This is a genomic window from Cupriavidus sp. 10L43_2 (genome assembly GCF_056395265.1).
On the sequence record NZ_JBFTJE010000008.1, the window covers coordinates 119,923 to 145,018 of the forward strand.

The following is a 25,096-nucleotide window of genomic DNA, read 5'->3' on the forward strand; positions in this document are numbered from 1 at the left end:
ATAAACCATAGCATATGAAAGGCTCACGAACTGCCACGCGGCCTTCACTTCACTTTCCGCTGATGTAGCGCGAAACCGGCCCAGGTTCAGGCTCGATTCTCCAGGCACGACGGAGGTACGCCATGCGGCAACCCAAGATCGTCATCGTCGGAGCAGGACTGGTTGGCGGATCGGCGGCCCTGTTTGCGTCGGGGGCCATCCCGAGCGCGGAAATCGTCATCATCGATGTCGCACGCGTCCGGGCCGAAGGGCAGGCGATGGACCTCGCCCACGCTGCGGCATTCTGGGGACACAACCGCTTCTATGCCGGCGATTACGAGAACGCGCGCGACGCGGACCTCGTCGTGATCACCGCCGGCGTCGGCGTGAAGCCAGGGCAAACTCGCCTGGACCTGGCCAAAACCAATGCAGGCATCGCGACGGAGATCGTCGATCGCATCGCCCCGCTGGCCCCGGATGCGATCTACCTCATCGCGAGCAATCCCTGCGATGTGTTGGCCGCCGTCGTGTTTGACCGCCTCCGCTGCGCGCCGGAGCGCGTCATCAGCACGGGCACCTCGCTCGACACCGGCCGGTTGCGGTCGCTGCTCTCCGAGCGACTGGGCATCGTGGCGCCTGCGATTCACGCCCACGTTCTCGGCGAACACGGGGAATCCGCGCTGATCGGCTGGTCCGGCGCAACGGTCTCCGGCATGCCCCTGGAAACGTTCCTGGCGAAGAGCGGCAAGGAGCTTGGGCCTGCCAGCCGGGATCTGATCCTGCGCTCCGTGCACGAGGCTGCCAAGCTCATCAAGGAAGGCAAGGGCGCCACGCATTACGGCATCGCCAGTGCGATCGGGCGAATTTGCCAGGCCATCGTCCACGACACGGACCTCATTCTCACGGTCGGCATTGTGCATGCGGAAGTCGAAGGCGTACCGGAGGTATGTCTGTCGCTGCCGATGGTGGTCAATGGCAGTGGCGCGCAGTTACTGGCTTATCCGGAACTGGACCCCACCGAGCGCGAAGCCCTGCAGCGCAGTGCGCGCATCGTCAAGGAGGCCACCGACAGCGTGCGCCACCGGTAGGGGCATTGCACGCTTCGGACAAATCCGTTCGATGTCAGATCCTGACGGCTTCCACTCAGCTTGGCGGCGTCGGCGTCACGCTGGCACTTCTGCCGAAAAAGTCATATAAACCATAAGCAAAGACGACTGGGAAGGATCGCACCATGCTTACAAAACTGAAAGCGGCGTTCCAATACTTCAACAGCGTAGTCCCCTTTAGACTCGGCCCCGCCCTGATCACGACGGTGGTGCTGGTCACCCTGCTGCTGTGGCCTGTGCCAGAGGGGCTCACGCCCAAGGCCTGGGGTCTGGTTGCCATCTTCCTGACAACCATCGTGGCGATCATCCTGAAGGTCATGCCGATCGGCGTGATGGCGATGATGGCCATCGTGGTCCTCTCGCTGTCGCAGGTGACCTCGACCTCGTCCAAGGGGGCCATCGCCGATGCGCTGACCGCCTTCGACAGTCCGCTGATCTGGTTGATCGTGGTCGCCATCCTGATCTCCCGCGGCGTGAAGAAGACGGGCCTGGGCACCCGTATCGGCCTGATGTTCATCGCCCTGATGGGGAAACGCACGATCGGCATCGGCTATGGGCTGGCCACCTGCGAACTGGTGCTGGCGCCGTTCACGCCAAGCAATACGGCGCGCGGTGGCGGCATCGTGCATCCGATCATGAAGTCGATCGCCACGGCATTCGACTCGGACCCGGCCAAGGGCACCGAGGGCAAGGTCGGCACCTACCTGGCGTTGGTCAACTATCACGCCAACCCGATCTCCTCGGCCATGTTCGTGACCGCCACCGCACCGAACCCGCTAGTGGTGGACTACATCGCCAAGGCAACCAATCAGGCACTGCATCTGAGCTGGATGAGCTGGGCGCTCTGCATGCTGCTGCCCGGCCTGCTATGCATGCTGGTGATGCCGATGGTGATCTATGTCTTGTCGCCGCCGCAGCTCAAGGCCACACCCAATGCGGTGGAGTATGCGCACGCCGAAATGGCGAAGATGGGCCCGGTGTCGCCGAAGGAACGGGTCATGATCTTCACCTTCGCGCTCCTGCTGCTGTTGTGGGCCAACATTCCGGCGATGGTGTTCGGCCCGGCGCTCACGCTGGACCCCACGGTGGTCGCCTTCGTCGGCCTGTTCGTGCTGATCATTACGGGCACCATCGACTGGGACGATGTACTGTCCGAAAAGAGCGCCTGGGACACGCTGATATGGTTCGGCGCGCTGATCATGCTGGCCGAGCAACTGAACAAGCAGGGTGTGATCGGCTGGTTCTCAACCGGCATGAGCAACGCGATCGTGGCCAGCGGCATCGGTTGGGGCGGCACGGCCGCGATCCTGGTAGCGGTCTTCGTGTTCTCGCACTACCTGTTCGCCAGCACGACGGCACACATCAGCGCGATGATGCTCGCCTTCCTGACGGTCGGCGTGAATCTGATACCGCCCGCGTATGTGGTGCCGTTCATGCTGCTGATGGCGGCCGGCTCGGCGATCATGATGACGCTGACCCACTATGCGACGGGCACCTCGCCAATCATCTTCGGCAGTGGCTACGTCACGATGGGGAACTGGTGGCGCGTTGGCTTTGTGATGTGCGTGGTCGAACTGCTGATCTTCGCGGTGGTCGGCACCGTCTGGTGGAAGGTGCTTGGCTACTGGTGAAACCGCAGCGATTCACCCAAAGACAATCGCCATCGATCTTGCTGTCTTGACAGCGTCAGTGTGGACAAAGGCGCAACGTCGATTTGCCAGTAGGTCCTCACCGGCGCCTCCAATGCATGGAGGACGATGGCCTTGATGACGCTCGCATGCGTGACGACCAGCGTGTGCGAGGCGGGGCTGGCATAGGGCCCCATCCACCGCCGCACACGTTCGCAAAACGCGGACAGGGATTCCCCGCCGTGCGCGACCATGTCCGGATCGGACAACCAGGCAGACAGTGCGGCAGGTTCCGCAATGCCGATTTCCTTGAGCGAGCGCCCCAACCATCTGCCGTAGTCGACCTCCCCCAGCGCGGGTTCGATGATCGGCGAATGGCCCAGCGCCATGGCGGCCTCCCGTGCGCAGCGTGCCGGGCTGCTGAGCACCTGGTCTGGCGCCCCGAGCGCGGTGGCGAGCCGGGCCACGTCGTCGGCCTGTCCGGGATCCAGGGATTCGTCGGCCGGAAACCGCCCGGCGCGCAGGGCTGCCGTGGCCGGTACGCAGAGCAATGTCAGGCGGGTTGTCACGTGTCAGGTCGTCCAGTCGATTAGAATGCACGCATATGCGCTGGGGAGAAGCCGGTTGGAATCCGGCACGGTCGCGCCACTGTATCGCAATCTGAAGCGTCGTTTCGACGAAGCAGGCTGCCAAGTCAGACCTCCTCAACGCCTCATCCATCCGTTACGGGACGCGTCATCCTCAAGGAGATCTGCCATGCACGCAAGCGCCACCCTTTCGCCGGCCATCGAGCCGGTATCCATCCCGGTTCCCGAACTGCTGCCCTGGGCCATCTTTGGCAGCATGCTCCTGCTGCTGGCGATCTACTTCGTCGGCGTGGAGGAAGGTGCCGCCGCCATCTTCAATACGATGTATGTGCATGAGTTTGTGCACGACGGACGTCACCTGCTCGGCTTTCCCTGTCACTGAGGACGCGCCGCCATGGTGAGAAGTCTTCTGGTCCGCGGCATGATCGCGGGGTTCCTGGCGAGCCTGCTGGCATTCGGTGTTGCCAAGGTCGTTGGAGAACCGGAGGTGGAGGGCGCCATCGCGTACGAAGCGCGGATGGAGCAGGCAATGGGCGGTAGCCACCAGCATGAGATGCCCGAACTGGTCAGCCGTGACGTACAGGCCGGGCTCGGGCTGTTTGTCGGGCTGGCGGTGTTCGGCAGCGCGGTAGGTGGCCTGTTTGCGCTGACGTTCGCCTTTGTCTACGGCCGGATTGGCAAGCTGGGCGCGCGCCCGACGTCCGTGCTGATGGCGCTGCTTGGCTACATCGCGACCGTGCTGGTGCCGTTTATCAAATACCCACCGAATCCGCCGGCCATCGGCGATCCTTCGACGATCGGCCTTCGCACCGCCTTGTTCTTCACCATGATCGCCCTGTCGTTGGCGGCGATGGTGATTGCGGTCATCGTTGCCCGCAAGCTTGCGGCGAGCCACGGCACCTGGCACGCCACGCTGGGCGCGGCGGCCATCTATGTGGTCATCGCGCTGCTGGCGCAAGGGTTGCTGCCGGAAGTCAACGAGATCCCCGACGAATTCTCAGCCGTCCTGCTGTGGCGCTTCAGGATGGCCGCCTTCGGTATCCAGGCCACGCTCTGGGCAGGTCTTGGTCTGCTGTTTGCCACGCTGGCACACCGGCGGCTGGAGGAGCGACGCGGCGTCAGGCATGCCTGACGTCTGATAGCCGAGCCCAAAACAAACATCCCCGCCGTGGCGGGGATGTTTGTTTTGGGCCGCGACAGCCTTGCCGACTATTGCGCGCGCAGCGTCTTCGCAGCCCGATCTCGTTCGGATACTTGAAGTCGTCGAACGCGTCGAGCAACTCATCGTCGATCTGGATCACGGAGGAGATCGTCGATGTCCGATTGTAGGAAGGCCAATCAATGAAGTAAAATGATCGTTATTCAAAAATACATGAATCTCAATCATGCTTGAACGCATTCACCTGGCAATCATCCGGGAAGTGGACCGTGAGGGCTCCCTGACAGCGGCCGCTTCGGTGCTGTGCCTGACGCAGTCGGCACTGAGCCATGCAATGAAAAAGCTCGAGTTGCAGTTGGGTACCGACATCTGGCTGCGGGAAGGCCGCAGTCTGCGGCTGACCCAGGCGGGCTCCTACCTGCTGGCGGTGGCCAACCGCGTGCTGCCCCAGCTCGATCTGGCCGAAGAACGGGTCCACCAGTTTGCGCAGGGCGAGCGCGGCACGCTGCGGATAGGCATGGAGTGCCATCCCTGCTATCAGTGGCTGCTCAAGATCGTCTCGCCCTACCTATCGACATGGCCGGACGTGGATGTCGACGTCAAGCAGAAGTTCCAGTTCGGCGGTATCGGCGCGCTGTACGGGTATGAGATCGACATGCTGGTAACGCCGGATCCACTCTACAAGCCCGGCCTGCATTTCGAGCCGGTGTTCGACTACGAGCAGGTGCTGGTCATCAATCGCGGCCACCGGCTCGCCGGCTTGCCCCACGTAGACGCCGACGCGCTGACGAACGAAGTGCTGATCACCTATCCCGTGGCCACCGATCGCCTGGACATCTACAACCTGTTCCTGCAGCCGGCGGGCGTCACGCCCAAGCGCCACAAGACCATCGAGACCACGGACATCATGATGCAGATGGTGGCCAGCGGGCGTGGCATCGCGGCCCTGCCGCGCTGGCTGGTGGCCGAATATGCGGAAAAGATGGATGTCACGGCGGTACGGCTGGGCCCACATGGCGTCGCCAAGCAGATCTTCCTTGGCGCGCGGGAAAGCGACATCGAGATCGATTACGTACAAGCCTTCATCGAACTGGCCCGCCGTTCAGCGGACCTCGCCCCCAACTGAACGACGTAACGCCATCAGGCGCGCGTATCGCAGCGCGTCACCGACCCGGCACGCGTGAAAGCACCCAACTTCCGCCCACATCGGAATACAGCGTTTTCTGATTCAGCCGGCCAGCGCCTGATCCAGCGCGGCTTGCAACGCGGCGCCATCCAGTTCCTGGCCGATCAGCACCACGCGCGTGCCCCGCGCTTCGTCAGCACGCCAGGCACGGTCGAAGTAGCTGTCGAATCGTTGCCCCACGCCGTGCAGCACCAGTCGCATTGCCTTGCCCGGGAGTTCGGCGAAACCCTTGACGCGATAGATCGTGTGGTCGGCCACCAGCTTCTGGAGCGCGCCAACCAATGCCTCGCGGTCAACGGTGCCAGCCTCCACCACCACCGAATCGAATTCATCGTGATGATGATCGGCGTGGTCGGCGTCGTCCGCGCTGCCATGATGATCAACGCGCTGGTGGATCGTCTCTTCCGACGCGCGGTTCAGTCCCAGCAGGCTGTTCACATCGAGCGACCCCGCCTGCGCCGGCACGATCTTCACTTCGGCCGGAATCTCGGGCCGTACCAGCGCCTCCACTGCGGCAATCTGGGCGGCATCCATCAGGTCGGTCTTGTTCAGGATGACCAGATCCGCGCTGGCGAGCTGGTCTTCGAACAGCTCGTGCAGCGGCGACTCGTGATCGAGGTTCGGATCGGCGCGGCGCTGCGCGTCTACCGCCACCGGATTCGCGGCGAACTGGCCGGCGGCGGCGGCGGGGCCATCCACCACCGTGACCACCGAATCCACCGTGAACGCGTTGCGGATGCTCGGCCAGTGGAATGCCTGCACCAGCGGCTTCGGCAGCGCCAGACCCGAAGTCTCGATCAGCACGTGATCGATCTGGTCGCGGCGCTCGAGCAGTTGTTCCATGACCGGGAAGAACTCTTCCTGCACGGTGCAGCACAGGCAGCCGTTGGCCAGTTCATAGAGTTGGCCGGTGGGCTCGCCCTGCTCGTCGCAGCCAATGCCGCAGCCCTTCAGGATTTCCCCGTCGATGCCCAGCTCGCCAAATTCGTTGACGATGACAGCGATACGGCGCCCGTTGGCATTCTCGAGGATATGGCGCAGCAAGGTGGTCTTGCCGCTGCCCAGGAAGCCCGTGACGATCGTGGCGGGAATTTTTGCGGTTTGCATGGAATCACCTGATGCTTGAAAGTTGAAAATGGAAAGGGGTGGCGAGAATCAGCGGCGCAACCGCCGCCAGCCCACGACCACCCCGCTGACGGACATCACCAGACCCACCAGCGACAGCACCCACACCACCACATCCCATGACGGGCGATGCTGCGTGAGCGAAACGAAGTCATAGCTGTGTACGGCGTTGAACAGCCAGCGATAGAGACGGCGGCTGTCGTCACTGCGGCCGATGACCTGACCCGTCGAGGGATCGACATAGGCCCAGGTGTTGTCGGCGTCGTCGAAGGTCACGCGCAACACGGGCAGCCTGCGCGCGTTGTGGTGACTGTACCAGTAGGTGTCGGCCTCGGCCTGCATGACGCTGGCCACGACTTTAGCGTCCGGCATCAGGGTGCCGGCGATACGCGAGAGCATGCCCGGGTCCCAGCGCACTGGCGCACCACTGCCCGGATCGAGCACCGTGACAACGCCCTTGCCGGCGGCCACCTGCAACATGGGCGTGCTGCCGACCCACACCATACGGACCTCGCGCGCACTGCGGTCTGCCAGCGTGGCACGCCAGTCCGGCGCGGGGAACGAGGCCCCGGCATGCCCCGCGTAGCGCTGCAGGGCCGCGCCGTCGAAGCTGCGCCCGTTGAACCACTGGTTAGGATTGACGGAGAGCCATCCCGAGATCAGCCAGAACAGCAGGAACAGCGCGCCGACGAGCCCGGCCATGTGATGCCAGGCCATCCAGCCGTGGTACGGCGAGACGCCCGCCATGCTGCCGTGCGCAAAGCGCCGCCGCACGCGTAGCCGCAGCCAGCCAATCCAGATTCCCGTGATGGCCACCACCACGCAGGGCCCGGACGTCCACAGCACCACCTGCCGCCACAGCGGCGGGTCCTTGCGGATCGGCGTGAAATACAGCCAGTGCGGCACCGAGCCGAGCCAGTTCCAGAACCGCTCCGCGCGATCGGTATCGCGCATGATCTCGCCGGTCTTCGCCGAGATGTACAGCTCGGTGCCGTGTCCGTCATCGATGGCGATGCGATGCAGCGGACGCCACGCGTTGAGGCCATTCGGCACGGTCCACTGGTCTCGTTCGGCGGTCTCGATCCAGCGCGCAGGCTTGCCGGTGAACTGCTGGGCAGTGGCCTGCGCCGTGGCTGCATCGACGCGCTCGATGACGCGGCCATCGGTGGCCGCCACGGTATGGGGCTGACCCTTGCCATCAACCATGCGATAGACGGGCAGGCTGCCCGCCATCTCAAGCCGCAGGCTGCGTGGAAAGCTGGACAGCCCCGCCGCCGCCATCGCCGCATCGGGCGTCGTGGCCACGGCACGCACATCGAGCGGCGGCAGGCTGGCCAGCCGCTCGGCATCGGTCAGCGCGGGAAAGCCGACGTACATCATCACCAGCCCCGAGCCGAACCACATCGCGATCAACAGGCAGCCGGCGATGCCCATCCAGCGATGGATCAGGTACAGCCAGCGCCGGATCTTGCGCCACATCGCCCGGGCCTCAGAAGTAGAAGTTGGCCGACAACTCCGCCGAACGCGGACGCCCCAGCAGCCATTGCTGGCCCCCGTTCGAGACCGATTCGGCGTAGTCCTTGTTGAACAGGTTGTAGACGCGCAGCGTCAGCGCCGCCTGCTTCGAGACACGCCACGACAGCGCCGTATCCACCGTCGTATAGCTCGGCACGCGCACGCGGTTGGCCGTGTCCGCGTAACGTCCGCCGACATAGCGCAGGCCCGCGCCGAAGGTCCATTGCGGGATGAAGTTCCACGTCAGCCACGCGTTGGCGGCCTGTTGCGGCACGCTCGTCGGCACGTTGCCGCCCCGGGAGACCAGCACCCCGCCGACCGACTCGTTGAAGTCGTCATAGCGCGCGCGCAGCACGGTGCCGTTGACGTCGAGGCGCAGACCGCGCAGCACTTCCACGCTCGCCGAGGCTTCCAGCCCGCGCGACGACTGCTCGCCCACCTGCTGGGTGATGGTCGGATTGACCGGATCGCGCGAAAGCAGGTCGTTCTTGCGGATCTCGTACGCCGCGAAGGTCCATTCGCCGCGATTGCCCCAGAACGCCTGCTTCATGCCCACTTCCACCTGCTTGCCGGTGGCGAGGTTGAAGTTGCGCTGCGCGTCGGACGTGGTGATCAGCGCGCCGAGCGGATCGGTCGCGGTGGCGTACTGGGCGTAGACGGCCAGGCTCGGGGTGAACTGGTAGACGGTGCCCACGCGCCACGTGGTGTTGGCGAAGGTCTTGTCCCAGGCCGAGCCGGCCACGAGGTCGGTGCGCGTCAGGTCGGCATGGTCGAAGCGCACCCCGCCGATGACCGACCACTGCGGCGTGAAGGCGATACGGTGCTCACCGAACAGCGCGTACTGCGTGGTGTTGCTGCGGAAGCGCGGCGAGGTAACGACGCCCGGCGGGCTGAAGAACAGGCCCGGATCGAAATCACGCGCCGGTACGGTGGAGGTGCCGCCATAGGGCGAGTTGTTCGAGTGGGTGAAGTTGACCTTGTTGACGTCGAAGCCCACCGTCGTGGTGTTATCGAGCCCGAACAGCTTGCTGCGCACCGTCATGTCGGCGCGGTTGCCCACCTGCTCCTGGTCGTGCAGGATTTCCAGGTAGTCCCCGCGGCGCACCTGCGAGGTGGCCGGCAGATAGGTGTAGGTCTCGCTGTCGCGCCAGTGACGGTGGCTGGTCAGGTAGTAGAACTGGTTGCGCACGGTGACGCGGTCGTTCGGCGTCCATTCGGCGTTCAGGCGCGTCCAGCGGTCGCGATAGCTGATCTCGGCATCGCCAACGTTGTAGTTCTTCTTGCGCAGCGAGCGGTCCAGGCTGCCGTTGACCAGCGGCGTGCCGAGGTATTGCTGCGGATGCTGGGTGCCGTCGTCATAGGACAGCGTCAGGTTGAATTCCGGATTCACGTCCAGCCGCACGGACGCCGACACCATCAGGTTGTTGGCATCGCCCCGATCCACCCAGCCAGCCGTCCGGTTGTAGGCCGTGGCGAAGCGGTACGACAGGTTGTCGTTGACCTTGCCGCCACTGTCGAAGGCCACGCGCGCGGTCTTCTCGGTGCCGCCCGTGATCTGGAGTTCGTTCTCGATCGGGCCTCGGATCGGCTTCTTCTGCACCACATTGACCACGCCGCCGATCGCCCCTTCGCCATACATGACCGATGCGGGGCCGCGCAGGACCTCGATGCGGTCTACCGACCACGTATCGAACGGAAAGGTCACCGTACCGGAGGCCACGTACATGCGCGTGCCGTCCAGCAGCTGCATGACCGAGCCCTGCCCGGCGAAGCCGCGCGCGGTCAGCGAGGTGCCGCCGTTGCCCGGCGACGGATTGCCGGTGATGCCGGTTGCCCGGGTCACGGCCTCGCGCACGCTCTGGTCGCCCCGCGCGCGGATGGTCTCGCCGCTGATGACTTCGACGCTGGCCGGCGTCTCGAGCGGCGTCAGGCCCATGCGGCTGCCCGTGTATTCGGGTTTCGAGAGCGCCAGGCCGGGATAGACGGCCTCACTGACGACCACGGGCGGCAGTGACGTGTCCTTCTGTTCGGAGGTTTCCTGTGCGAAAGCACAGGGAAGATTAAGGCCGGCCACGGCACCAAGTGATGCGGCCAGCACGCGCGGTCGACGCCCACGCGCAGGGCGTGACGAAATCTGGGCCGAGCGCGGGCGGCCAGCGGAATGCGCGAACAAGTTGTATGTCATCGTGAAGCCGGACGACCCCGTCCGTGCGAAAGATTTCGATGATGACAACAGGCCGGTATCCGGGCTGACAGGCGGGGAGCGTGCGCTCCCGGGAATCCGTCGCCTTCCCACGCGATGACAACGATGACAATCGCGCAGTGGCCGCCGATCCGATGGATCGACATGACAGTTCCCGAACCTGCTTACCGTTGCGGGGGCAGCACAGGCTTGGTCGCGGCTCGGCGACGTACCTGTTTCCCGTTTAACCCACGAGCATCGCGGGCACCTGCAATCACGGGCGGCACAGGGGACGTGCCGCGGTGCGCATTCTACCCGTAACGGACGGTTACAAAGCGCACATGCTGATCTGGGGAGCACGGAGGCGTGAGAGCGGGATGACCCGGCGGGTGCGCCCGATAACTCACATGACTACTGCTCATGGATTGTTGAAATAAAGCCATTTTACTTCATCGATGCACATCCATACGATTGGCATGTCGCGTGAGCCTCGCAACAGATGAAAGCAAAAATGACACGTCCACTCCGTCTAGTAGCGGTTTCCGGCGGGCTACAACGCCCCTCCAAGTCTGCAGCCCTGGCAGAGCACCTGCTAGACCTGATCGCAGACGAACTTCCGTGCGAACAGCGCTTGGTTGAACTGGGTCAGCTCGCACCGCGGCTTGCCGGTGCGGTCTGGCGCACCCACTTGCCCGACACGGTGGAGCGGGAACTTGCGGCGGTTGAGCAAGCTGACGTCCTGGTGGTGGCAACACCGGTGTTCCGCGGCTCCTACACCGGACTGTTCAAGCACTTCTTCGACTTCATTCATCAGGACGCCTTGATCGACAAGCCTGTGTTGTTGGCTGCCACCGGTGGCAGCGAGCGCCATGCCCTGGTGATCGACCACCAGTTGCGGCCGCTGTTCAGCTTCTTCCAGGCGCGCACATTGCCGCTGGGTGTCTACGCGACCGACAAGGATTTCGTCGACTACCGCCTGCAGAACCAGGCCCTCATCGAGCGGGCCAGGCTGGCGATCCAACGGGCACTGCCGTTGGTCGAACTGACGCACCACGCAAGGCCCGCTCTGGCCGAGGAAGTGGTTGTGGCCTGAAACAAGAATCGACTTCTCTCAAAAATTAGGTCACTGGATCGCAATGAACAAAGAACTTGCCTTTAGCCTCAAGAGCATTCTTTTCGATGAAAACTATCAGCCATCGGACAGTACGCGCGTAACCACCAATTTTGCCAACCTGGCCCGGGGAAAGAGTAGGCAACAGAATCTGCGCAACACGTTGAGGATGATTGACAATCGCTTCAATGACCTGGCGCATTGGGACAATCCGACCGGAGATCGCTACGCTGTCGAGCTCGAGATCATCTCCGTGGAGATGAGTGTCGACGCCAAGCGCGGCAACGATGCATTTCCGTTGATCGAGATACTGAAAACCTGCATTCTCGACAAGAAAACGCACAAACGCATCGACGGCATCGTGGGGAATAACTTCTCCTCCTACGTACGCGATTACGACTTCAGCGTCTTGCTTCCAAGGTACAACGTTGATCGAGCGGAATTCCGCACGCCAGACGATTTTGGTGACTTGCATGGAAAGCTGTTCAAGCAGTTTGTTGCCTCGCGCACTTACAAGGAGCGCTTCCACAAGCCGCCTGTCATCTCCATAAGCGCATCGACCAGCAAGACCTATCAGCGGACCGGAAACCAGCACCCCGTACTTGGGGTCGAGTATCAACAGAATGAACTGTCCTCGACCGACCGATACTTCGCAAAGATGGGGATGCAGGTTCGTTTCTTCATGCCTCCGAATGGCGTTGCACCCTTGGCTTTCTACTTTTTCGGCGATCTTCTGGGCGACTACACAGATCTCGAGTTGATCGGCACCATCAGCACAATGGAAACCTTTCAGAAGATTTATCGCCCCGAGATTTACAACGCCAATTCTGCAGCAGGGAAACGCTATCAACCGAGCCTGAAGAACCAGGATTACTCGTTGACGCAGATTGTCTATGACCGGGAAGAACGCAGCCAGCTGGCTGTCCAGCAGGGGAAATTTGCGGAGGAGAACTTCATCAAGCCGTACAAGAACGTCCTTGATCAATGGTCTGCCAATTTCGCGCTCTGACCCCATAACACGCCGTCCCGTGGCTGATCGGGAAAAACGGTCCCGAAGTATGCTTGCCACACCCATCGTTGCTTGAAAGGAATCCTCAGATGTTTGAAACCTCCATCGCCGGCAGCCTGCCGAAGCCAGGCTGGCTGGCTGAAACAAACAAACTCTGGCCTCAGTGGAAGGCTGAAGGCGACGCGCTTCGCCAGGCCAAGGCCGACGCGACGTTACTGTGGATCAAGGCCCAGGAAGACGCAGGCCTGGACATCGTGTGCGACGGCGAGCAATCGCGACAGCACTTCGTGCACGGCTTTCTCGAGCAGGTCGAGGGCATCGACTTCGAGCACAAGGTGAAGATGGGCATCCGCGACAACCGCTACGACGCGATGGTGCCGCAGGTGGTTTCGGCCCTGCGCCTGAAGGGCCGCGTGCATGCTTTCGAAGCACAGCTGGCGCGCGCACACACGAAGAAGAAACTGAAGTTCACCCTGCCCGGCCCGATGACCATCGTCGACACCGTGGCGGACCGCTTCTACGGCGACAAGGTCAAGATGGCCTTCGCCTTCGCCGAGTTGCTCAACCAGGAGGCCCTGGCGCTTCAGGCCGACGGCGTAGACATCATCCAGTTCGACGAGCCCGCCTTCAATGTCTACATGAAGGATGCCGCCGACTGGGGCGTGCAGGCGCTCGAGCGCGCGGCGCAGGGCTTGACCTGTACGACGGCGGTGCATATCTGCTACGGCTACGGCATCAAGGCCAATACGGACTGGAAGAGCACCCTGGGCGACCAATGGCGCCAGTATGAGACGGTGTTCCCCGCGCTGGCCCGCAGCTGCATCGACCAGGTGAGCCTGGAATGCATCCACTCCCATGTGCCGCCCGACCTGATGGGGCTGCTGGCCGGTAAGGACGTGCTGGTCGGCGTGATCGATGTGGCCAGCGACGTGGTCGAGACACCCGAGGAAGTGGCTGACACCATCGGCCGGGCGCTGGAGTTCGTGCCGAAGGAGCGGCTGTTCCCGTGCACGAATTGCGGCCTGGCGCCGATGGGTCGGGATGTGGCGTGGCGCAAGCTGGAGGCGCTGGCAGCAGGCACGAGGCTGGCAAAGGAGCGGCTCACCACGGCGTGACGCCCACATGGTCGTCCGATCTTGGCCGCGGATTCTGTTGGGCTGACCAGGAGTGGAGCGACACAGGGCTTGCATCGCCGGCGCGATTGCCTATATGATTCGTATATGTTTCATATATGGATGGCACTATGGGCATCGTGAACATCGATGGCGAGTTGCATGATCAGTTGCGCAAGGCAAGCGGCGTGTCATGTCGGTCTATCAACGCTCAGGCAGCGTTCTGGATGAAGATTGGCATGCTGTGCGAAATGAATCCCACGCAAAGCTTCAATGAGATCGTCACTCGCGAACTGCGGGCTGCGGGTGTTGTTGCGCAAAGCTTGAAGGTGGCTTCGTGACCAAGGAACCTGGGGAAATTGCCCTGATGGCCGAATCGGGCAGGCTATTGGCAGAGGTTTTTTCTCGCCTGGATCGCCTGAATCTGATCGGCATGTCCACCATGCAGGTCAACGATCTGGTGGACCACTTCATTGTCGACGAACTCCACGCGCGCCCAGCCAGCAAAGGGCAGTACGGGTACGCCTACGCCCTCAATGCCTCCCGTAACCACGTCGTTTGCCACGGCGTTCCGTCCCCCGCGGAGGTCCTCCAGGACGGCGACATAGTGAATTTCGATATCACGCTGGAGAACAATGGCTACATTGCGGATTCCAGTAAGACGTATCTGGTCGGCGAAGTCTCTCCGCTTGCCAAACAACTCGTGCGCGTAACGTATGAAGCGATGTGGAAAGGAATCAAAGCCGTCCGCCCAGGCGCGAGACTAGGTGATGTGGGGTATGCCATTGAGCGACATGCTCGCCGCAATGGCTACTCAGTCGTGCGGGAATACTGCGGGCACGGCATCGGTCGAGAAATGCACGAGCCCCCAGAGGTCCTGCATTGGGGAAAGCCGAACACGGGTCTGGTGCTGCGAGAAGGCATGGTGTTCACCATCGAGCCGATGATCAATCAGGGGCGGCATGCGGTTCATACGGAAGCCGACGGCTGGACTGTGGTGACGGGTGACGGAAAGCTGTCCGCACAGTTCGAGCACACAGTCGCCGTAACTCGACACGGCGTCCGGGTTCTGACGCTACGCGCGGATGAAAGAATGCCGAACTGACCCGTGTTGAGGCAGGGGTTACCACGCATCGTGTCGATATTGGGGTCGAGTCCGAAGTCGAAGCCTTGGCTCGCGCCATCCCCAAGATCGATCACCTGGTCACGACAGCCGCCTCACTGGTATTCAAGCCGTTCCTGGAGCCCGCCCGATCCGACATCGACGCGATGCTAGGATCGAAGCTGCTGGGGCCGATGCATCTGGTCCGGCATCTGGTGGCCCGCATGACCAAAGACAAGGGAAAATGAAAAAGCCAGCCGATGGCTGGCTTTCAACGAAGCGCTTTCCACCGGGCCGACTAGCGGCCCGGCTCCCACTTACAGAAACTTGAACAGGTTCATCCCCTGGATCTGCATGAACGACTGCTGCGCGCCTTGCAGCGCGGTCTGGCGCTGATAGAACTCGCTGATGGCGGCCGCGTAGTCCAGGTCCTGCAGGCCCGACAGGGTCTGCGCGTTGGACAGCGCGCGGTTCTCGCCGATGGTGTCCAGCGCGTCGACTTCATTCAGGCGCGAGCCCACCGACGAGCGCACCGTCAGCACGTTGTCCAGGGAGTTGCTGAACTGGCGGATGCCCGTGGCGATCACGTTCTGCAGGTTGGCGTTCGCCGCTTCCTGGTTCAGGCCGGTGTTGATCGGGGCCTTCAGCGCGTCGATCACGGCCTTCAGGTTTGCGAACACGTCCGCGCCGGCCTGCTGCGCCGGCTTGGCGGTCATGGTGTCGCCGTCTGCCGGGACGCCCTTCACCGAGAACGACACGCCTGCCACCTTGATGGCCACGTTTTCAGAGTAGTCCGTCGGGGTGCCCACGGCGGTGCCGGTGGTGGTGTCCATGATGCTGTACTGCATCTTGCCCGTGCCGGCGTCGGTCTGGAACGTCAGCGTCAGCGAGTGGCCGTACAGCGGGTCGGTCGGGTCCGTGACCGAGATCGCGCTGTAGGTGCCCGTGCCGGTATTGGCCGAATTGCCCTTGAGCACGTAGCCCGCGTTGCCGGTGACGCTCATGAACACTTCCGAACCGTTGTTGCCCGCTTCCATCTGGCGCGCGGCATCCACCTGCAGCAGCTGGTGGCCGGTGTCGCCCTGGTACATCGCACCGCCCGCCGCGTTGAGCGAGAACGGCACGGTGCCCGACTGCAGGCCGGCGAAGATGTAGTTGCCGTTGCCGTCGTCGGCGTTGGCCAGGCCCATCAGCTGGTCGAACTGGCCTTGCAGCGCAGTGGCCAGCGACGCGCGGTCGTTGTCGCTCAGCGTGCCGTTACCGGCGTTCACCAGCATGGTCTGGATGTTCTGGATCGTCGTGGTGACGGTGGCCAGCGTGTTGTCTTCCAGGCCGAGGGAGGCCGTGGCCTGCCTGCGCGACGTGGTGTACTGCGTGTTCACTGCACCGGACTGCGACACGCCCAGGGCGCGCGTGGCGGCCACGGGGTCGTCGGACGGCGTCAGGATGCGGCGGCCGGTGCCGAGCTGCTGCTGCACGTGCAGCAGGGCCGATTGCTGGCCGTTCATCGAGGCCAGGCCCTGATGGTACAGGGTAGAGGTTGCGACGCGCATGGCGAGATTCCTTCGTATCCGTTGAGATCGTTGGCCGCCGCGATTACGCGCCGATGCCGATGAGGGTGTCGAACAGCGTGCTGGCCGTCTGGATCACGCGTGCGTTCGCCTGGTACAGCTGCTGGAACTTGAGCATGTTCACGGTTTCCTCGTCCATGTTCACGCCCGAGACCGACTGCTGGGCCACATAGATCTGGTTGGTGATGCTGTCCTGCGAGGTCGAGGCGATGGTCGCCGACTTCGTCGCGCTGCCCACGTCGTTGACCAGCTGCGCGTAGGCGTCGTTGAAGCTCGACGTGCCGTTGATCGTCTTGGCCGTCTGCAGCTTGGCCAGCGCCAGCGCGTTGCCGTTGTCGGCCACGGCGCCGGTGTTGTTGGCCAGCGTGAAGGTGTCGCCGTTATTCGGCGCGCCGTTGAACGTGAACGTCATGCCGTTGAAGGTCACGTCGGTGCCCGTGCCGTTGGGCGCGGTGCTGGTCGGCACGACTGCCGCGCCCAGCGCGTTGGTGAACGTGTAGGTGCCCGTGCCGCTGTTGTAGGTGGCCGTGATCGGCGCATTCGCCAGCAGTGCAAAGCCCTGCGCCACATTGGTGAGCTTGGCGGTGCCCGTGCCGGTGTTGTTCTTGTTGACGTCCGCGCGCGCCGGGGAAGCCGCGGCTACCTTGGCAGGGTCGGTGATCAGCGTCCCGAAGCTGGCGGCGGCGTTGCGCGTCGGCTGGATCTGGAACGAGTCGTTGGCGTTCATCGGCGCGCTGAGGCTGATCGAGACACCATCGACGACCATCGGCGTGGCGGCGGTCGGGGCGCCCGCCTGCGAGGCCACCACTTTGTTGTCCGAGAGGCGCGTCAGCGTGTAGTTGGTGCCATCGAACTTCAGCGCGTAGTCGCTGGTCGTCAGGTTGCCGGCGTTCGTGATGGTGGCCGAGGCGATCGCCGCCGAGGTGTTGTTCTTGTTGGCGTAGACCACCGGCGAGCCCAGCGAGAACATGTCCGTGCCGATGGCGCCGTTCAGGTCGATGCCCAGCTTGTGCTGGTCGTTGAACGTCTGGCCGATGGCCAGCGAGAGACGGCCGATGGCGTTCTGCGCCGGCTCCAGGGAGTCCGAGCGGAACTTCAGGATGCCGCCGAGCGAGCCGCCCGTCACCGAGCCCTCGGGGGCTTCGATGATGTTGCCGCTCAGCAGCGTGTAGCCCACCGTTGTGCGGCCGGGGTCGGTGGCCGAGGGCTGCGCCACCATGTCGTACGAATCGCTGCCCATGACCAGCGGCTGGCCGTTGCCGACGAACACGTTGTACGTGCCACCGTCCTGCACCACCACCTTGGCGCCGACCAGTTCGGTCAGCATCGCCACGGCCTGGTCGCGCTGGTCGAGCAGATCGTTCGGCGGCTGGCCACCGCCGGCGGCGGTCATGCGCGTGATTTCCTTGTTCAGGTTCGCGATCTGCTTGGTGTAGTCGTTGACCTGCGTCACCGTCGACTTGATCTGCGTGTTCAGGCCGTCCTGGAGCTGCTTGAAGTAGTCGCTGGAGGACTTGATCTGGCCGGCCAGCGCCTGGGAGGCCGAGAGCAGGCTCTGGCGCGCGGCGGTGTCTGCCGGCGTGTCCGACACGGCCTGCACGGCGGCGAAGAACTTCTGCATCAGCGGCGAGAGGCCACCCTTCTGGTCGGCCAGCAGGTTGTCGATCTGCGAGAGCTGGTCCGCGTACGTCGCCAGCTGGGCGCTGGCCGACGTGGCGCCACGCAGCTGCCCGGTCAGGAAGCTGTCGTACACGCGCTGCACGGTAATGGTGTTGGAGCCCTGGCCGTAGAAGCCCGAGCTGGTGTACTGGCCGCCCGCCGACGCGATGATCGTGTTCTGGCGCGTATAGCCCGCGGTAGCTGCGTTGCTGAAGTTGTGGCCGGTCGTCGTCAGCGCGTTCTGCGCCACGTTCAGGCCCGAAAGACCGATATTAAAGAGAGACATGTGTCTGACCCCGGATCTGTTGGTAGCCTTCGGCGTGCGGCCGGCGGCGGTGGATGAGCAAGTTAACGGCGCGAACCACGCGGGACTTTAGCGTCTCATCGGCCATTTCCACGTGTTGGCCGGCGCGCATGTTGTGAGCGATCACTTGCGTGAAGACGTAGTCTGGAAGCGCCAAAAGCGCGACCGAAAGCGGGCCGCGCGAAGCGTGGGACGGGAGATTGGGCGGCGTATGCGTTGCCATGCCGCCCATCCGTCAGGTCGAAACCTTCTTCATGATCCGGACCAGCTTCTCGCCGTAGGCCGGATCGGTGGCATAGCCGGCGCGCTGCAGGCCATGCGCGGCTTCTTCCGCGCTGTTGGCGGCCACCACGCCCGCGTAGCGCGAGTTGGTGGTCAGCAGTCGCGCGTAGTCAGCGCACGCTTCGTCGTAGGAGCCGTAGGCACGGAAGCGGGCCCGCACCTTCTGCGGCTGGCCATCGACATATTCGGTGGTCAGCACCTCGGCGGTCGGCCCCTTCCAGTTCGCGCCGGCCTTGATGCCGAACACGTTGAAGGTGGTGGAGCCATCCGGGTTGGTGATCTCGCGGCGGCCCCAGCCCGATTCGAGCGCGGCCTGACCGACGATCAGCTTGGCCGGCACGCCCGAGGCGCGCGAGGCGGCCATGGCCGGCGCGGCCAGCCGGTTGACGAAGTTGCTGATGTGTTCGGGGGAGTCGTCCGGGAGCTGGCCCAGTTGCGACTGGCCGTTCTGCTGCCAGTCCGCCTGGCCCTGATACTGGCGCACGCCGGCGGTGGGGTTCCACGCATTGCCGGGCAGCACCGTGCCGATCGGCGGCGGGCCGTCGGCGTCGGTGGCGCCCCGGCTGTCCAGCAGGGCCGCCATCTGGCCATCCTGCGGGCGCCCGCCCACCCCGGGCGCGGCCATGGTGTCCGGCAGCTGCGTGCCCGTGGCACGCGCCAGCTGGCGGATCATCACATCGGCCAGGCCAATGCCGCGCGAGGACAGCTGCTGCGAGAGCTGCTGGTCCATCATCGACATGTAGAGCTTGGTCTGCTCGTTGTCGAACATGCCGTCCTGCGGCGTGGCGTCGCGCATGCTCTTGAGCACCATCTGCGTGAAGACGGCCTCGAACTGCTTGGCGGCCGCCTGCAGGGTGTTCTGGTTGTTGCCGGCGCGAGCCTGGTTCTTGAGCGCCTCGAAGCCCTGCGTATCGAGCGCGAAGCGCTGCGAGACGTCCGTCTGCGAGGAAAGCGTGGCGCCCGACATCAGATGATCTCCAGTTCCGCGCGCAGCGCCCCGGCGGCACGCATGGCCTCGAGGATGGTCTGCAGGTCGGCCGGCGTGGCGCCGAGCGCGTTCAGGCCCTTGACCACCGCGGCGAGCGAGGCGCCCGCCTTGACGATCTGGAGCGAGCCGCCACCCTGCTTGAGGTCGATCTGCGACACCGGCGCCACCACGGTCTGGCCGTTGCTGAACGGCGCCGGCTGGCTGATCACCGGTTGGGTGTTGATCACCACCGACAGGTTGCCGTGCGCCACGGCGCAGTCTTCCACCGTCACCGCCTGGTTCATCACGATGGAACCCGTGCGGGCGTTCAGGATGACCTTGGCGGCGGCCTTGGCCGGGGTGACGTCGAGGTTCTCGATCCGTGCGAGGAAGCCCACGCGTGCCGTCGGCGCCTGCGGGGCGCGCACCTGCACCACGCGGCCATCCATGGCGGCGGCGGTGCCGGGGCCGAGGTTGCGGTTGATGGCGTCGACCACGCGCTCGGCGGTGCCGAAATCCGTATCCTTGAGTTCCAGGTTCATGTAGCCGCCTTCGGGCTGGAAGGCCGCGACGGCACGTTCCACCACGGCGCCGTTGGCGATACGCCCCACGGCCAGTTGGTTGATCTGGACCTTGCTGCCGTTGGCCGACGCGCCCGCGCCGCCCACCAGCATGTTGCCCTGCGCGATGGCGTACACCTGGCCGTCGGCGCCCTTGAGCGGCGTCATCAGCAGCGTGCCGCCGCGCAGGCTCTTGGCGTTACCCATCGACGAGACCACCACGTCGAGCTGGCTGCCGGGCTGCGCGTACGGCGCCAGCGTGGCGGTCACCATCACGGCGGCCACGTTCTTCAGCTGCATGTTCTTGCCGGCGGGCAATGTCACGCCGAGCTGCGAGAGCATGTTCGTAATGCTCTGCGTGGTGAACGGCGTCTGCATGGTCTGGTCGCCGGTGTTATCCAGCCCCACGACCAGGCCGTAGCCGATCAGCGGATTGTCCCGCACGCCCTGGAACGTGACGAGGTTCTTCAGGCGTTCCGCATGCGCCGTGCCGGCGCCCACCAGTCCGAAGACCAGCGCGAGCGCGAGCAACAGGCGCGGAAGAGAGACCGCGCGACCCCAGCGGGTAGGAAGGCCGGGCGGGGTGCCCAATAGCGAGCCTGGCTTGTGGAAAGGCATCGGAGGCAGAAACATGGCGGGATCAGAACGGTAAGACATTGAGGAAGAAGCGCTGCAGCCAGCCCATGTTCTGCACTTCGTCGATGTATCCCTTGGCGGTGTACTCGATCCGTGCATCCGCCACCTGGGTGGACGGCACTGCGTTGTCGCCGGTGATCGTGCGCGGATTGACCACGCCGGAGAAGCGGATGAACTCCGCCCCCTGGTTGATGGCCATCTGCTTTTCTCCGGACACCACCAGGTTGCCGTTGGCCAGCACTTCCAGCACCGTGACGGTGATGGTGCCGTTGAAGGTGTTGGCGGCGGTGGCGCCGCCGCTGGCCTTCAGGGCATTGCTGCCGTTGACATCGGCATTCGACCTGGCGCTGAACAGCCCGGCCAGCGCACGCGGCACGGCGTCGAACGACAACGTCGTGCTGCCCGTGCGGCTGGCATTGGTCCCGGAGTTCTTGCTGGCGTTGACGTTCTCGCTGATCACGATGGTCAGGATGTCGCCAACGTTACGTGGCCGCCGGTCCTCGAACAGCGGATTGCCCGCGTAGGACGAGGCGAAGATGGAACCCGTGGGCGCGCCCACGGCGCGCGGCTCGGCGCGTGCCGTGGTGGGCGTCTGTACGAGGGGCTCCTTCGGCATCAGTGCGCAGCCGCCGCTCGCCAGCACGGCCAGGCCGGCAAAGGCGTACAGGGCAAACACACCGAGGCGATGCAGCTTGGCGGCCATGGTCACTCCCATCATCCCATCTGGGTCAGGCGTTGCAACATCTGGTCGGACGTCTGCACTGCCTTGCTGTTGATTTCGTACGCGCGCTGGGTCTGGATCATGCTGACCAGTTCCTCGACCACGTTCACGTTCGACGCTTCAACGTAGTTGTTCTGCAGCGTGCCCGCGCCGTTCAGGCCCGGCACGGTGGTGTTCGGTGCGCCCGAGGCATCGGTCTGCGCGTAGAGGTTCTCGCCCAGGCTTTCCAGGCCGGCCGGGTTCGGGAACGTGGCGAGCTGGATCTGGCCGACGGTGGCGGCGTTGGTCTGGCCCGGCTGCATCACCGTGACGGTACCGTCGCGGGCTACGTTCACCGAGGTGTAGTTGGCCGGCAGCGTGATGGCCGGGTTCAGCACGAAGCCGCTCGAGGTCACCAGCTGGCCGTTCGGATCGACCTGGAACGAACCGTCACGCGTGTAGGTGGTGGTGCCGTCCGGCATCGTCACCTGGAAGAAGCCCTGGCCGATGATGGCCACGTCGCGCGCGTTGCCGGTCTGCGTCGGGTTGCCCTGCGTGTGGATACGTTCCGTGGCCACGGGGCGCACGCCGGTACCCAGCTGCATGCCCGAGGGCAGCACGGTCTGGTCCGACGACAGCGCGCCCGGCTGGCGGATGGTCTGGTACATCAGTTCCTCGAACACGGCGCGGCTGCGCTTGAAGCCCGTGGTGGACACGTTGGCCAGGTTGTTCGAGATCACGTCCATCTGCGTCTGCTGCGCATCGAGGCCGGTCTTTGCAATCCAGAGTGAGCGGATCATGGTTTTCCTTCGAGTTCTGTGTCAGCGCAACGCGCTTCAGTTGTTGGACAGCAGCGCGTTGGCCCGCTGGTCGTTGCTATCGGCGCCGGTAATCATCTTCATCTGCATTTCGAAGCGGCGCGCGTTGGCGATCATGTCGACCATCGCCTCCACCGGATTCACGTTGCTGCCCTCCAGCGCGCCGGAGATCACGCGCACGGTGGGGTCCTGCTCCAGCGCGTTCACGCCGGGACGCAGGCGGAAGTAGCCGTCGTCACCGCGTGCCAGCCCTTCAGGCGGCGGCGATACCACGCGCAGCTTGCCGACCTGGGCCAGGCCATTGGCGGCCTCGCCCGGGCCACGCGCCACCACGGTGCCATCGGTACCGATGGATACCGTGGCGCCCGGCGGCACCGCCATCGGGCCGCCATCGCCCAGCACCGGCCGGCCGACCGAGGTCTGGAGCTGGCCGTCGGCCGAAATTTGCAGCGCACCGGCGCGGGTGTACGCCTCGGAGCCGTCGGGCATCTGCACCGCCAGCCAGCCGTTGCCTTGCAGGGCGACGTCGAGGTCGCGGCCCGTGTACGTCAGCGGGCCGGCCTTCATGTCGGCGCCCGGCGTGGAGGCCAGCGTGAAGGCGCGGGTCTGCGTCTCCTGCCCCACCACCGGTACAGCGCGATACAGGTTGATCTGCGCGCGGAACGCCGGCGTGGAGGCATTGGCCAGGTTGTTCGATACCGCGGCCTGTTGGTCGAGTATCTGCTTGGCGCCCGAGAGGGCGGTGTAAATCATGCGGTCCATGTCGGCGTTCCGGCGGAGAGATCAGCGTGGATCAGATGTTCACCAGGGTCTGCAGGACGGTGTCCTGCGCCTTGATGGTCTGCGCGTTGGCCTGATAGTTACGCTGCGCGACGATCAGGTTGACCAGCTGGCCGGACAGGTCCACGTTGGACTCTTCCACGGCGTTCGACTTCAGCGTGCCCATGGCGCCACCGGCCGTGCCGAGCAGTTCCTGGCCCGATGCGCCGGTGGAGGACCACACGTTGTCGCCTTCCGGCTTCAGGCCTTCCACGTTGCCGAACGTCGCCATGGCGATCTGGCCCAGCGACAGCGTCTTCTCGTTCGAGTAGGAACCGAGGATCGTGCCGTCTTCCTGCACCGAGAAGCCCAGCAGCGCGCCCGAGGCGTAGCCGTCCTGCACGATCTTCTTCGGATCGTTGTCCGAGCCGAACTGCGTGGAACCGGTCAGGTTCAGGTTGGCGGTCAGCGCGGCGGCGCCGTTGGCGGCCGGCAGTGCGAGCGTCGGGTTCGCCGGCGTCGTCGATTGCATCACGCCGTTGCTGTCGAAGGCCATCGAGACCGGCATGCCGGCCAGCGTGTTACCCGCGGAATCGGTCAGGTACATGTTCCAGTTGGTGCCGCCCGGCACGGTCGGCGCGGCAGCCGACTTGGCGAAGTACGCGGTGACCTGCTGCTTGTTGCCCAGCGAGTCATAAACGCTGATCGCCGTGCTGTAGTTGAACATGTCCGAGGTCGGCAGCGCGCCCGGGGCGCTGGCGAAGGCCGTGGTCGGCACGGTGCTGCGCGAGTCGAGCTGGAACTGCGCCGTCACGGTCTGCGTGGCGCGCGGGGGCATCTGGGCGTTGCTGATGGTGATCGGCTGCGGGGCCACGCCACCGGCGGTGGTGCCAGCCGGGTAGCCCGTGACCTGCAGGCCCGTGGCGTTGACCAGGCGGCCGTCGTCCAGGCGTTGCATCTGGCCGTTACGCGAGTAGAACACCGAGCCATCGGTGTTGGTCAGGCGGAAGAAGCCGTTGCCGTTGCTGATGGCCACGTCCAGGTTACGGCCCGACGAGGCGATGTTGCCGTTCGTGAACGACTGCACCACGGCGTTCACGCGCGTGCCCAGGCCGATCTTCGAACCCGCGTACACGTCCGCGAACTGCGCGGTGGATTGCTTGAAGCCAACCGTGTTGGCGTTTGCGATGTTGTTGCCAATCACGTCCAGGTTGGACGCGGCGGCGTTCAGGCCGCTTACCCCTTGACCAAAACCCATGATTTCCCCTAATAAGGCTGTCGTTCGTGAATTGCCCGCGCGTATGCCGGACCGGGTGATACGTAAAAGTGGATCAGGAAATGCGGCGCACGTCGTCGACGTTGGCGGTCTTGCCGTCGCCAAGTTCGACCAGCACGCCGGTGCTGTCACCGCTGATGGACTGGACCTTGCCGTAGACCAGCGCGATGGCGCTGACATCCTTGCCCTCGGCCGTGCCGGACACCTTGAAGGTGTACTCGCCATTGGCCACGGCGTTGCCCTGGTCGTTCTTGCCGTCCCAGGCGATGTCGTGCACGCCGGCGGTCTGGCCCTTCATGTCGATGTTGCGGACCACGTTGCCGTTCTTGTCGAGCACCTGCACGGTCACCGAGTCAGCCGTGGACGGCACGTCCACACCGATCTTGGTGGCCACGCCGTCTGCCACGGTGATCGCGTTGCCCGGCACCATCACGGTCTTGCCGATCAGGTTGGCGGAGTCCATCGCGCGGCTGGCCGCGGTCTGCGAGAGCAGCGCGGTCAGGGTCTCGTTCATCGTCTGCAGGCCACTCACCGTGCTGATCTGCGCCAGCTGCGAGGTGAGCTGGGCGTTGTCCATCGGGTTGAGCGGGTCCTGGTTGTTCATTTGCGTCACCAGCATCTTCAGGAAGTTGTTCTGAAGATCTGCCGCGCTGGAGCTGCCGCCCTTGAGCGCGTCGTTGACGGCGGAGTTGCTGTTGACGGAAGAAGTGGTCGTCATGGTGTCGGTTCCGGCGGTTCCTGGAAGGATTCGAAAAGTTGTGGA

At 64.3% G+C, this 25,096-nt stretch carries 24 protein-coding genes and 1 riboswitch; of the genes, 11 read left to right on the forward strand and 13 right to left on the reverse strand.

Features of this window, described 5'->3' with window-relative positions; translation table 11 throughout:
- Positions 1-122: 122 nt before the first annotated feature.
- Together AC1DEL_RS13945 and AC1DEL_RS13950 are read left to right on the forward strand one after the other, a co-directional pair.
- A complete protein-coding gene (locus AC1DEL_RS13945) occupies positions 123-1,067 on the forward strand; it encodes a lactate/malate family dehydrogenase (protein ID WP_441592626.1) in 945 nt (314 codons plus the stop codon).
- Between the two features lie 143 nt (positions 1,068-1,210).
- Positions 1,211-2,716, forward strand: a complete 1,506-nt coding sequence (locus tag AC1DEL_RS13950; RefSeq protein ID WP_092295763.1) for a DASS family sodium-coupled anion symporter — start codon at positions 1,211-1,213, stop codon at positions 2,714-2,716.
- Here the strand turns inward: AC1DEL_RS13950 and AC1DEL_RS13955 are convergent.
- Positions 2,707-3,282, reverse strand: a complete 576-nt coding sequence (locus AC1DEL_RS13955; RefSeq protein WP_477105334.1) for a histidine phosphatase family protein — start codon at positions 3,280-3,282, stop codon at positions 2,707-2,709. The genes AC1DEL_RS13950 and AC1DEL_RS13955 overlap by 10 nt on opposite strands.
- A gap of 187 nt (positions 3,283-3,469) precedes the next feature.
- Here AC1DEL_RS13955 and AC1DEL_RS13960 point away from each other — a divergent pair, with 187 nt between their 5' ends.
- The 3 genes from AC1DEL_RS13960 (at position 3,470) to AC1DEL_RS13970 (ending at position 5,585) form a co-directional block, all read left to right on the forward strand.
- Positions 3,470-3,682: a CbtB domain-containing protein gene (locus AC1DEL_RS13960; protein WP_441592629.1), complete on the forward strand. Its 213-nt coding sequence runs from the start codon at positions 3,470-3,472 to the stop codon at positions 3,680-3,682.
- 12 nt (positions 3,683-3,694) lie between these two features.
- On the forward strand, positions 3,695-4,432 hold the full coding sequence (locus AC1DEL_RS13965; protein ID WP_092295772.1) for a CbtA family protein: 738 nt from the start codon (positions 3,695-3,697) through the stop codon (positions 4,430-4,432).
- Between the two features lie 253 nt (positions 4,433-4,685).
- Positions 4,686-5,585, forward strand: a complete 900-nt coding sequence (locus AC1DEL_RS13970) for a LysR family transcriptional regulator (RefSeq protein ID WP_477125340.1) — start codon at positions 4,686-4,688, stop codon at positions 5,583-5,585.
- A gap of 102 nt (positions 5,586-5,687) precedes the next feature.
- Here the strand turns inward: AC1DEL_RS13970 and cobW are convergent, their stop codons facing one another.
- The 3 genes from cobW to AC1DEL_RS13985 are packed head-to-tail and all read right to left on the reverse strand — an operon-like array spanning position 5,688 to position 10,287.
- On the reverse strand, positions 5,688-6,752 hold the full coding sequence (gene cobW / locus AC1DEL_RS13975) for a cobalamin biosynthesis protein CobW (protein WP_092295778.1): 1,065 nt from the start codon (positions 6,750-6,752) through the stop codon (positions 5,688-5,690).
- A gap of 48 nt (positions 6,753-6,800) precedes the next feature.
- A complete protein-coding gene (locus tag AC1DEL_RS13980) occupies positions 6,801-8,249 on the reverse strand; it encodes a PepSY domain-containing protein (protein WP_092295781.1) in 1,449 nt (482 codons plus the stop codon).
- A 10-nt stretch (positions 8,250-8,259) separates the two neighbouring features.
- Entirely contained in the window at positions 8,260-10,287 is a 2,028-nt protein-coding gene (locus AC1DEL_RS13985; protein WP_477125339.1) for a TonB-dependent receptor, read from the reverse strand.
- A gap of 216 nt (positions 10,288-10,503) precedes the next feature.
- Positions 10,504-10,754, reverse strand: a riboswitch (cobalamin riboswitch).
- Between the two features lie 224 nt (positions 10,755-10,978).
- Here AC1DEL_RS13985 and msuE point away from each other — a divergent pair.
- The 6 genes from msuE to AC1DEL_RS14015 all read left to right on the forward strand — a co-directional run bounded on the left by msuE (position 10,979) and on the right by AC1DEL_RS14015 (position 15,049).
- On the forward strand, positions 10,979-11,560 hold the full coding sequence (gene msuE, locus AC1DEL_RS13990; protein ID WP_092295787.1) for an FMN reductase: 582 nt from the start codon (positions 10,979-10,981) through the stop codon (positions 11,558-11,560).
- 43 nt (positions 11,561-11,603) lie between these two features.
- On the forward strand, positions 11,604-12,587 hold the full coding sequence (locus AC1DEL_RS13995; RefSeq protein WP_441592634.1) for a DUF1852 domain-containing protein: 984 nt from the start codon (positions 11,604-11,606) through the stop codon (positions 12,585-12,587).
- Between the two features lie 89 nt (positions 12,588-12,676).
- Positions 12,677-13,702, forward strand: a complete 1,026-nt coding sequence (locus AC1DEL_RS14000; protein WP_092295793.1) for a methionine synthase — start codon at positions 12,677-12,679, stop codon at positions 13,700-13,702.
- Between the two features lie 128 nt (positions 13,703-13,830).
- The gene (locus AC1DEL_RS14005; protein WP_092295796.1) at positions 13,831-14,040 is read left to right on the forward strand and encodes a ParD-like family protein; all 210 of its coding nucleotides are present in this window, start codon (positions 13,831-13,833) and stop codon (positions 14,038-14,040) included.
- Positions 14,037-14,804, forward strand: coding sequence for a type I methionyl aminopeptidase (gene map, locus AC1DEL_RS14010; RefSeq protein ID WP_477125338.1), 768 nt, complete (start codon positions 14,037-14,039; stop codon positions 14,802-14,804). The genes AC1DEL_RS14005 and map overlap by 4 nt, the downstream gene beginning before the upstream one ends.
- A 65-nt stretch (positions 14,805-14,869) precedes the next feature.
- Positions 14,870-15,049 (forward strand): hypothetical protein, encoded by a 180-nt coding sequence (locus tag AC1DEL_RS14015; RefSeq protein WP_477125337.1) that lies wholly within the window; start codon positions 14,870-14,872, stop codon positions 15,047-15,049.
- Positions 15,050-15,118: 69 nt separating this feature from the next.
- Here the strand turns inward: AC1DEL_RS14015 and flgL are convergent, their stop codons facing one another.
- From flgL to flgD, 9 genes are all read right to left on the reverse strand, one after another.
- Entirely contained in the window at positions 15,119-16,354 is a 1,236-nt protein-coding gene (gene flgL, locus AC1DEL_RS14020; protein ID WP_092295805.1) for a flagellar hook-associated protein FlgL, read from the reverse strand.
- Between the two features lie 43 nt (positions 16,355-16,397).
- On the reverse strand, positions 16,398-18,317 hold the full coding sequence (flgK, locus tag AC1DEL_RS14025; protein WP_092295809.1) for a flagellar hook-associated protein FlgK: 1,920 nt from the start codon (positions 18,315-18,317) through the stop codon (positions 16,398-16,400).
- 253 nt (positions 18,318-18,570) lie between these two features.
- A complete protein-coding gene (gene flgJ / locus AC1DEL_RS14030) occupies positions 18,571-19,584 on the reverse strand; it encodes a flagellar assembly peptidoglycan hydrolase FlgJ (protein WP_441592637.1) in 1,014 nt (337 codons plus the stop codon).
- The gene (locus AC1DEL_RS14035; RefSeq protein ID WP_092295818.1) at positions 19,584-20,777 is read right to left on the reverse strand and encodes a flagellar basal body P-ring protein FlgI; all 1,194 of its coding nucleotides are present in this window, start codon (positions 20,775-20,777) and stop codon (positions 19,584-19,586) included. Before AC1DEL_RS14035 ends, flgJ begins: the two co-directional genes overlap by 1 nt.
- A gap of 7 nt (positions 20,778-20,784) precedes the next feature.
- Complete coding sequence (flgH, locus tag AC1DEL_RS14040; protein ID WP_244844726.1) at positions 20,785-21,483, reverse strand: flagellar basal body L-ring protein FlgH; 699 nt, start codon at positions 21,481-21,483, stop codon at positions 20,785-20,787.
- Between the two features lie 11 nt (positions 21,484-21,494).
- Positions 21,495-22,280 carry a flagellar basal-body rod protein FlgG gene (gene flgG / locus AC1DEL_RS14045; RefSeq protein ID WP_092295824.1) on the reverse strand — a complete coding sequence of 262 codons (786 nt, stop codon included), beginning with the start codon at positions 22,278-22,280 and terminating at the stop codon, positions 21,495-21,497.
- 36 nt (positions 22,281-22,316) lie between these two features.
- On the reverse strand, positions 22,317-23,060 hold the full coding sequence (gene flgF, locus AC1DEL_RS14050; RefSeq protein ID WP_092295826.1) for a flagellar basal-body rod protein FlgF: 744 nt from the start codon (positions 23,058-23,060) through the stop codon (positions 22,317-22,319).
- A 31-nt stretch (positions 23,061-23,091) separates the two neighbouring features.
- On the reverse strand, positions 23,092-24,315 hold the full coding sequence (flgE, locus tag AC1DEL_RS14055) for a flagellar hook protein FlgE (protein WP_477125336.1): 1,224 nt from the start codon (positions 24,313-24,315) through the stop codon (positions 23,092-23,094).
- Positions 24,316-24,388: 73 nt separating this feature from the next.
- Complete coding sequence (flgD, locus tag AC1DEL_RS14060) at positions 24,389-25,051, reverse strand: flagellar hook assembly protein FlgD (RefSeq protein WP_092295833.1); 663 nt, start codon at positions 25,049-25,051, stop codon at positions 24,389-24,391.
- Positions 25,052-25,096 lie beyond the last annotated feature (45 nt).

Bases quoted from the DNA above. Each gene is read 5' to 3' on its own strand.
- AC1DEL_RS13945 (WP_441592626.1), top strand. From the start codon at position 123: ATGCGGCAACCCAAGATCGTCATCGTCGGAGCAGGACTGGTTGGCGGA.
- AC1DEL_RS13950 (WP_092295763.1), top strand. From the start codon at position 1,211: ATGCTTACAAAACTGAAAGCGGCGTTCCAATACTTCAACAGCGTAGTC.
- AC1DEL_RS13960 (WP_441592629.1), top strand. From the start codon at position 3,470: ATGCACGCAAGCGCCACCCTTTCGCCGGCCATCGAGCCGGTATCCATC.
- AC1DEL_RS13965 (WP_092295772.1), top strand. From the start codon at position 3,695: ATGGTGAGAAGTCTTCTGGTCCGCGGCATGATCGCGGGGTTCCTGGCG.
- AC1DEL_RS13970 (WP_477125340.1), top strand. From the start codon at position 4,686: ATGCTTGAACGCATTCACCTGGCAATCATCCGGGAAGTGGACCGTGAG.
- cobW (WP_092295778.1), bottom strand. From the start codon at position 6,752: ATGCAAACCGCAAAAATTCCCGCCACGATCGTCACGGGCTTCCTGGGC.
- AC1DEL_RS13980 (WP_092295781.1), bottom strand. From the start codon at position 8,249: ATGTGGCGCAAGATCCGGCGCTGGCTGTACCTGATCCATCGCTGGATG.
- msuE (WP_092295787.1), top strand. From the start codon at position 10,979: ATGACACGTCCACTCCGTCTAGTAGCGGTTTCCGGCGGGCTACAACGC.
- AC1DEL_RS13995 (WP_441592634.1), top strand. From the start codon at position 11,604: ATGAACAAAGAACTTGCCTTTAGCCTCAAGAGCATTCTTTTCGATGAA.
- AC1DEL_RS14000 (WP_092295793.1), top strand. From the start codon at position 12,677: ATGTTTGAAACCTCCATCGCCGGCAGCCTGCCGAAGCCAGGCTGGCTG.
- AC1DEL_RS14005 (WP_092295796.1), top strand. From the start codon at position 13,831: ATGGGCATCGTGAACATCGATGGCGAGTTGCATGATCAGTTGCGCAAG.
- flgL (WP_092295805.1), bottom strand. From the start codon at position 16,354: ATGCGCGTCGCAACCTCTACCCTGTACCATCAGGGCCTGGCCTCGATG.
- flgK (WP_092295809.1), bottom strand. From the start codon at position 18,317: ATGTCTCTCTTTAATATCGGTCTTTCGGGCCTGAACGTGGCGCAGAAC.
- flgJ (WP_441592637.1), bottom strand. From the start codon at position 19,584: ATGTCGGGCGCCACGCTTTCCTCGCAGACGGACGTCTCGCAGCGCTTC.
- AC1DEL_RS14035 (WP_092295818.1), bottom strand. From the start codon at position 20,777: ATGTTTCTGCCTCCGATGCCTTTCCACAAGCCAGGCTCGCTATTGGGC.
- flgH (WP_244844726.1), bottom strand. From the start codon at position 21,483: ATGGCCGCCAAGCTGCATCGCCTCGGTGTGTTTGCCCTGTACGCCTTT.
- flgG (WP_092295824.1), bottom strand. From the start codon at position 22,280: ATGATCCGCTCACTCTGGATTGCAAAGACCGGCCTCGATGCGCAGCAG.
- flgF (WP_092295826.1), bottom strand. From the start codon at position 23,060: ATGGACCGCATGATTTACACCGCCCTCTCGGGCGCCAAGCAGATACTC.
- flgE (WP_477125336.1), bottom strand. From the start codon at position 24,315: ATGGGTTTTGGTCAAGGGGTAAGCGGCCTGAACGCCGCCGCGTCCAAC.
- flgD (WP_092295833.1), bottom strand. From the start codon at position 25,051: ATGACGACCACTTCTTCCGTCAACAGCAACTCCGCCGTCAACGACGCG.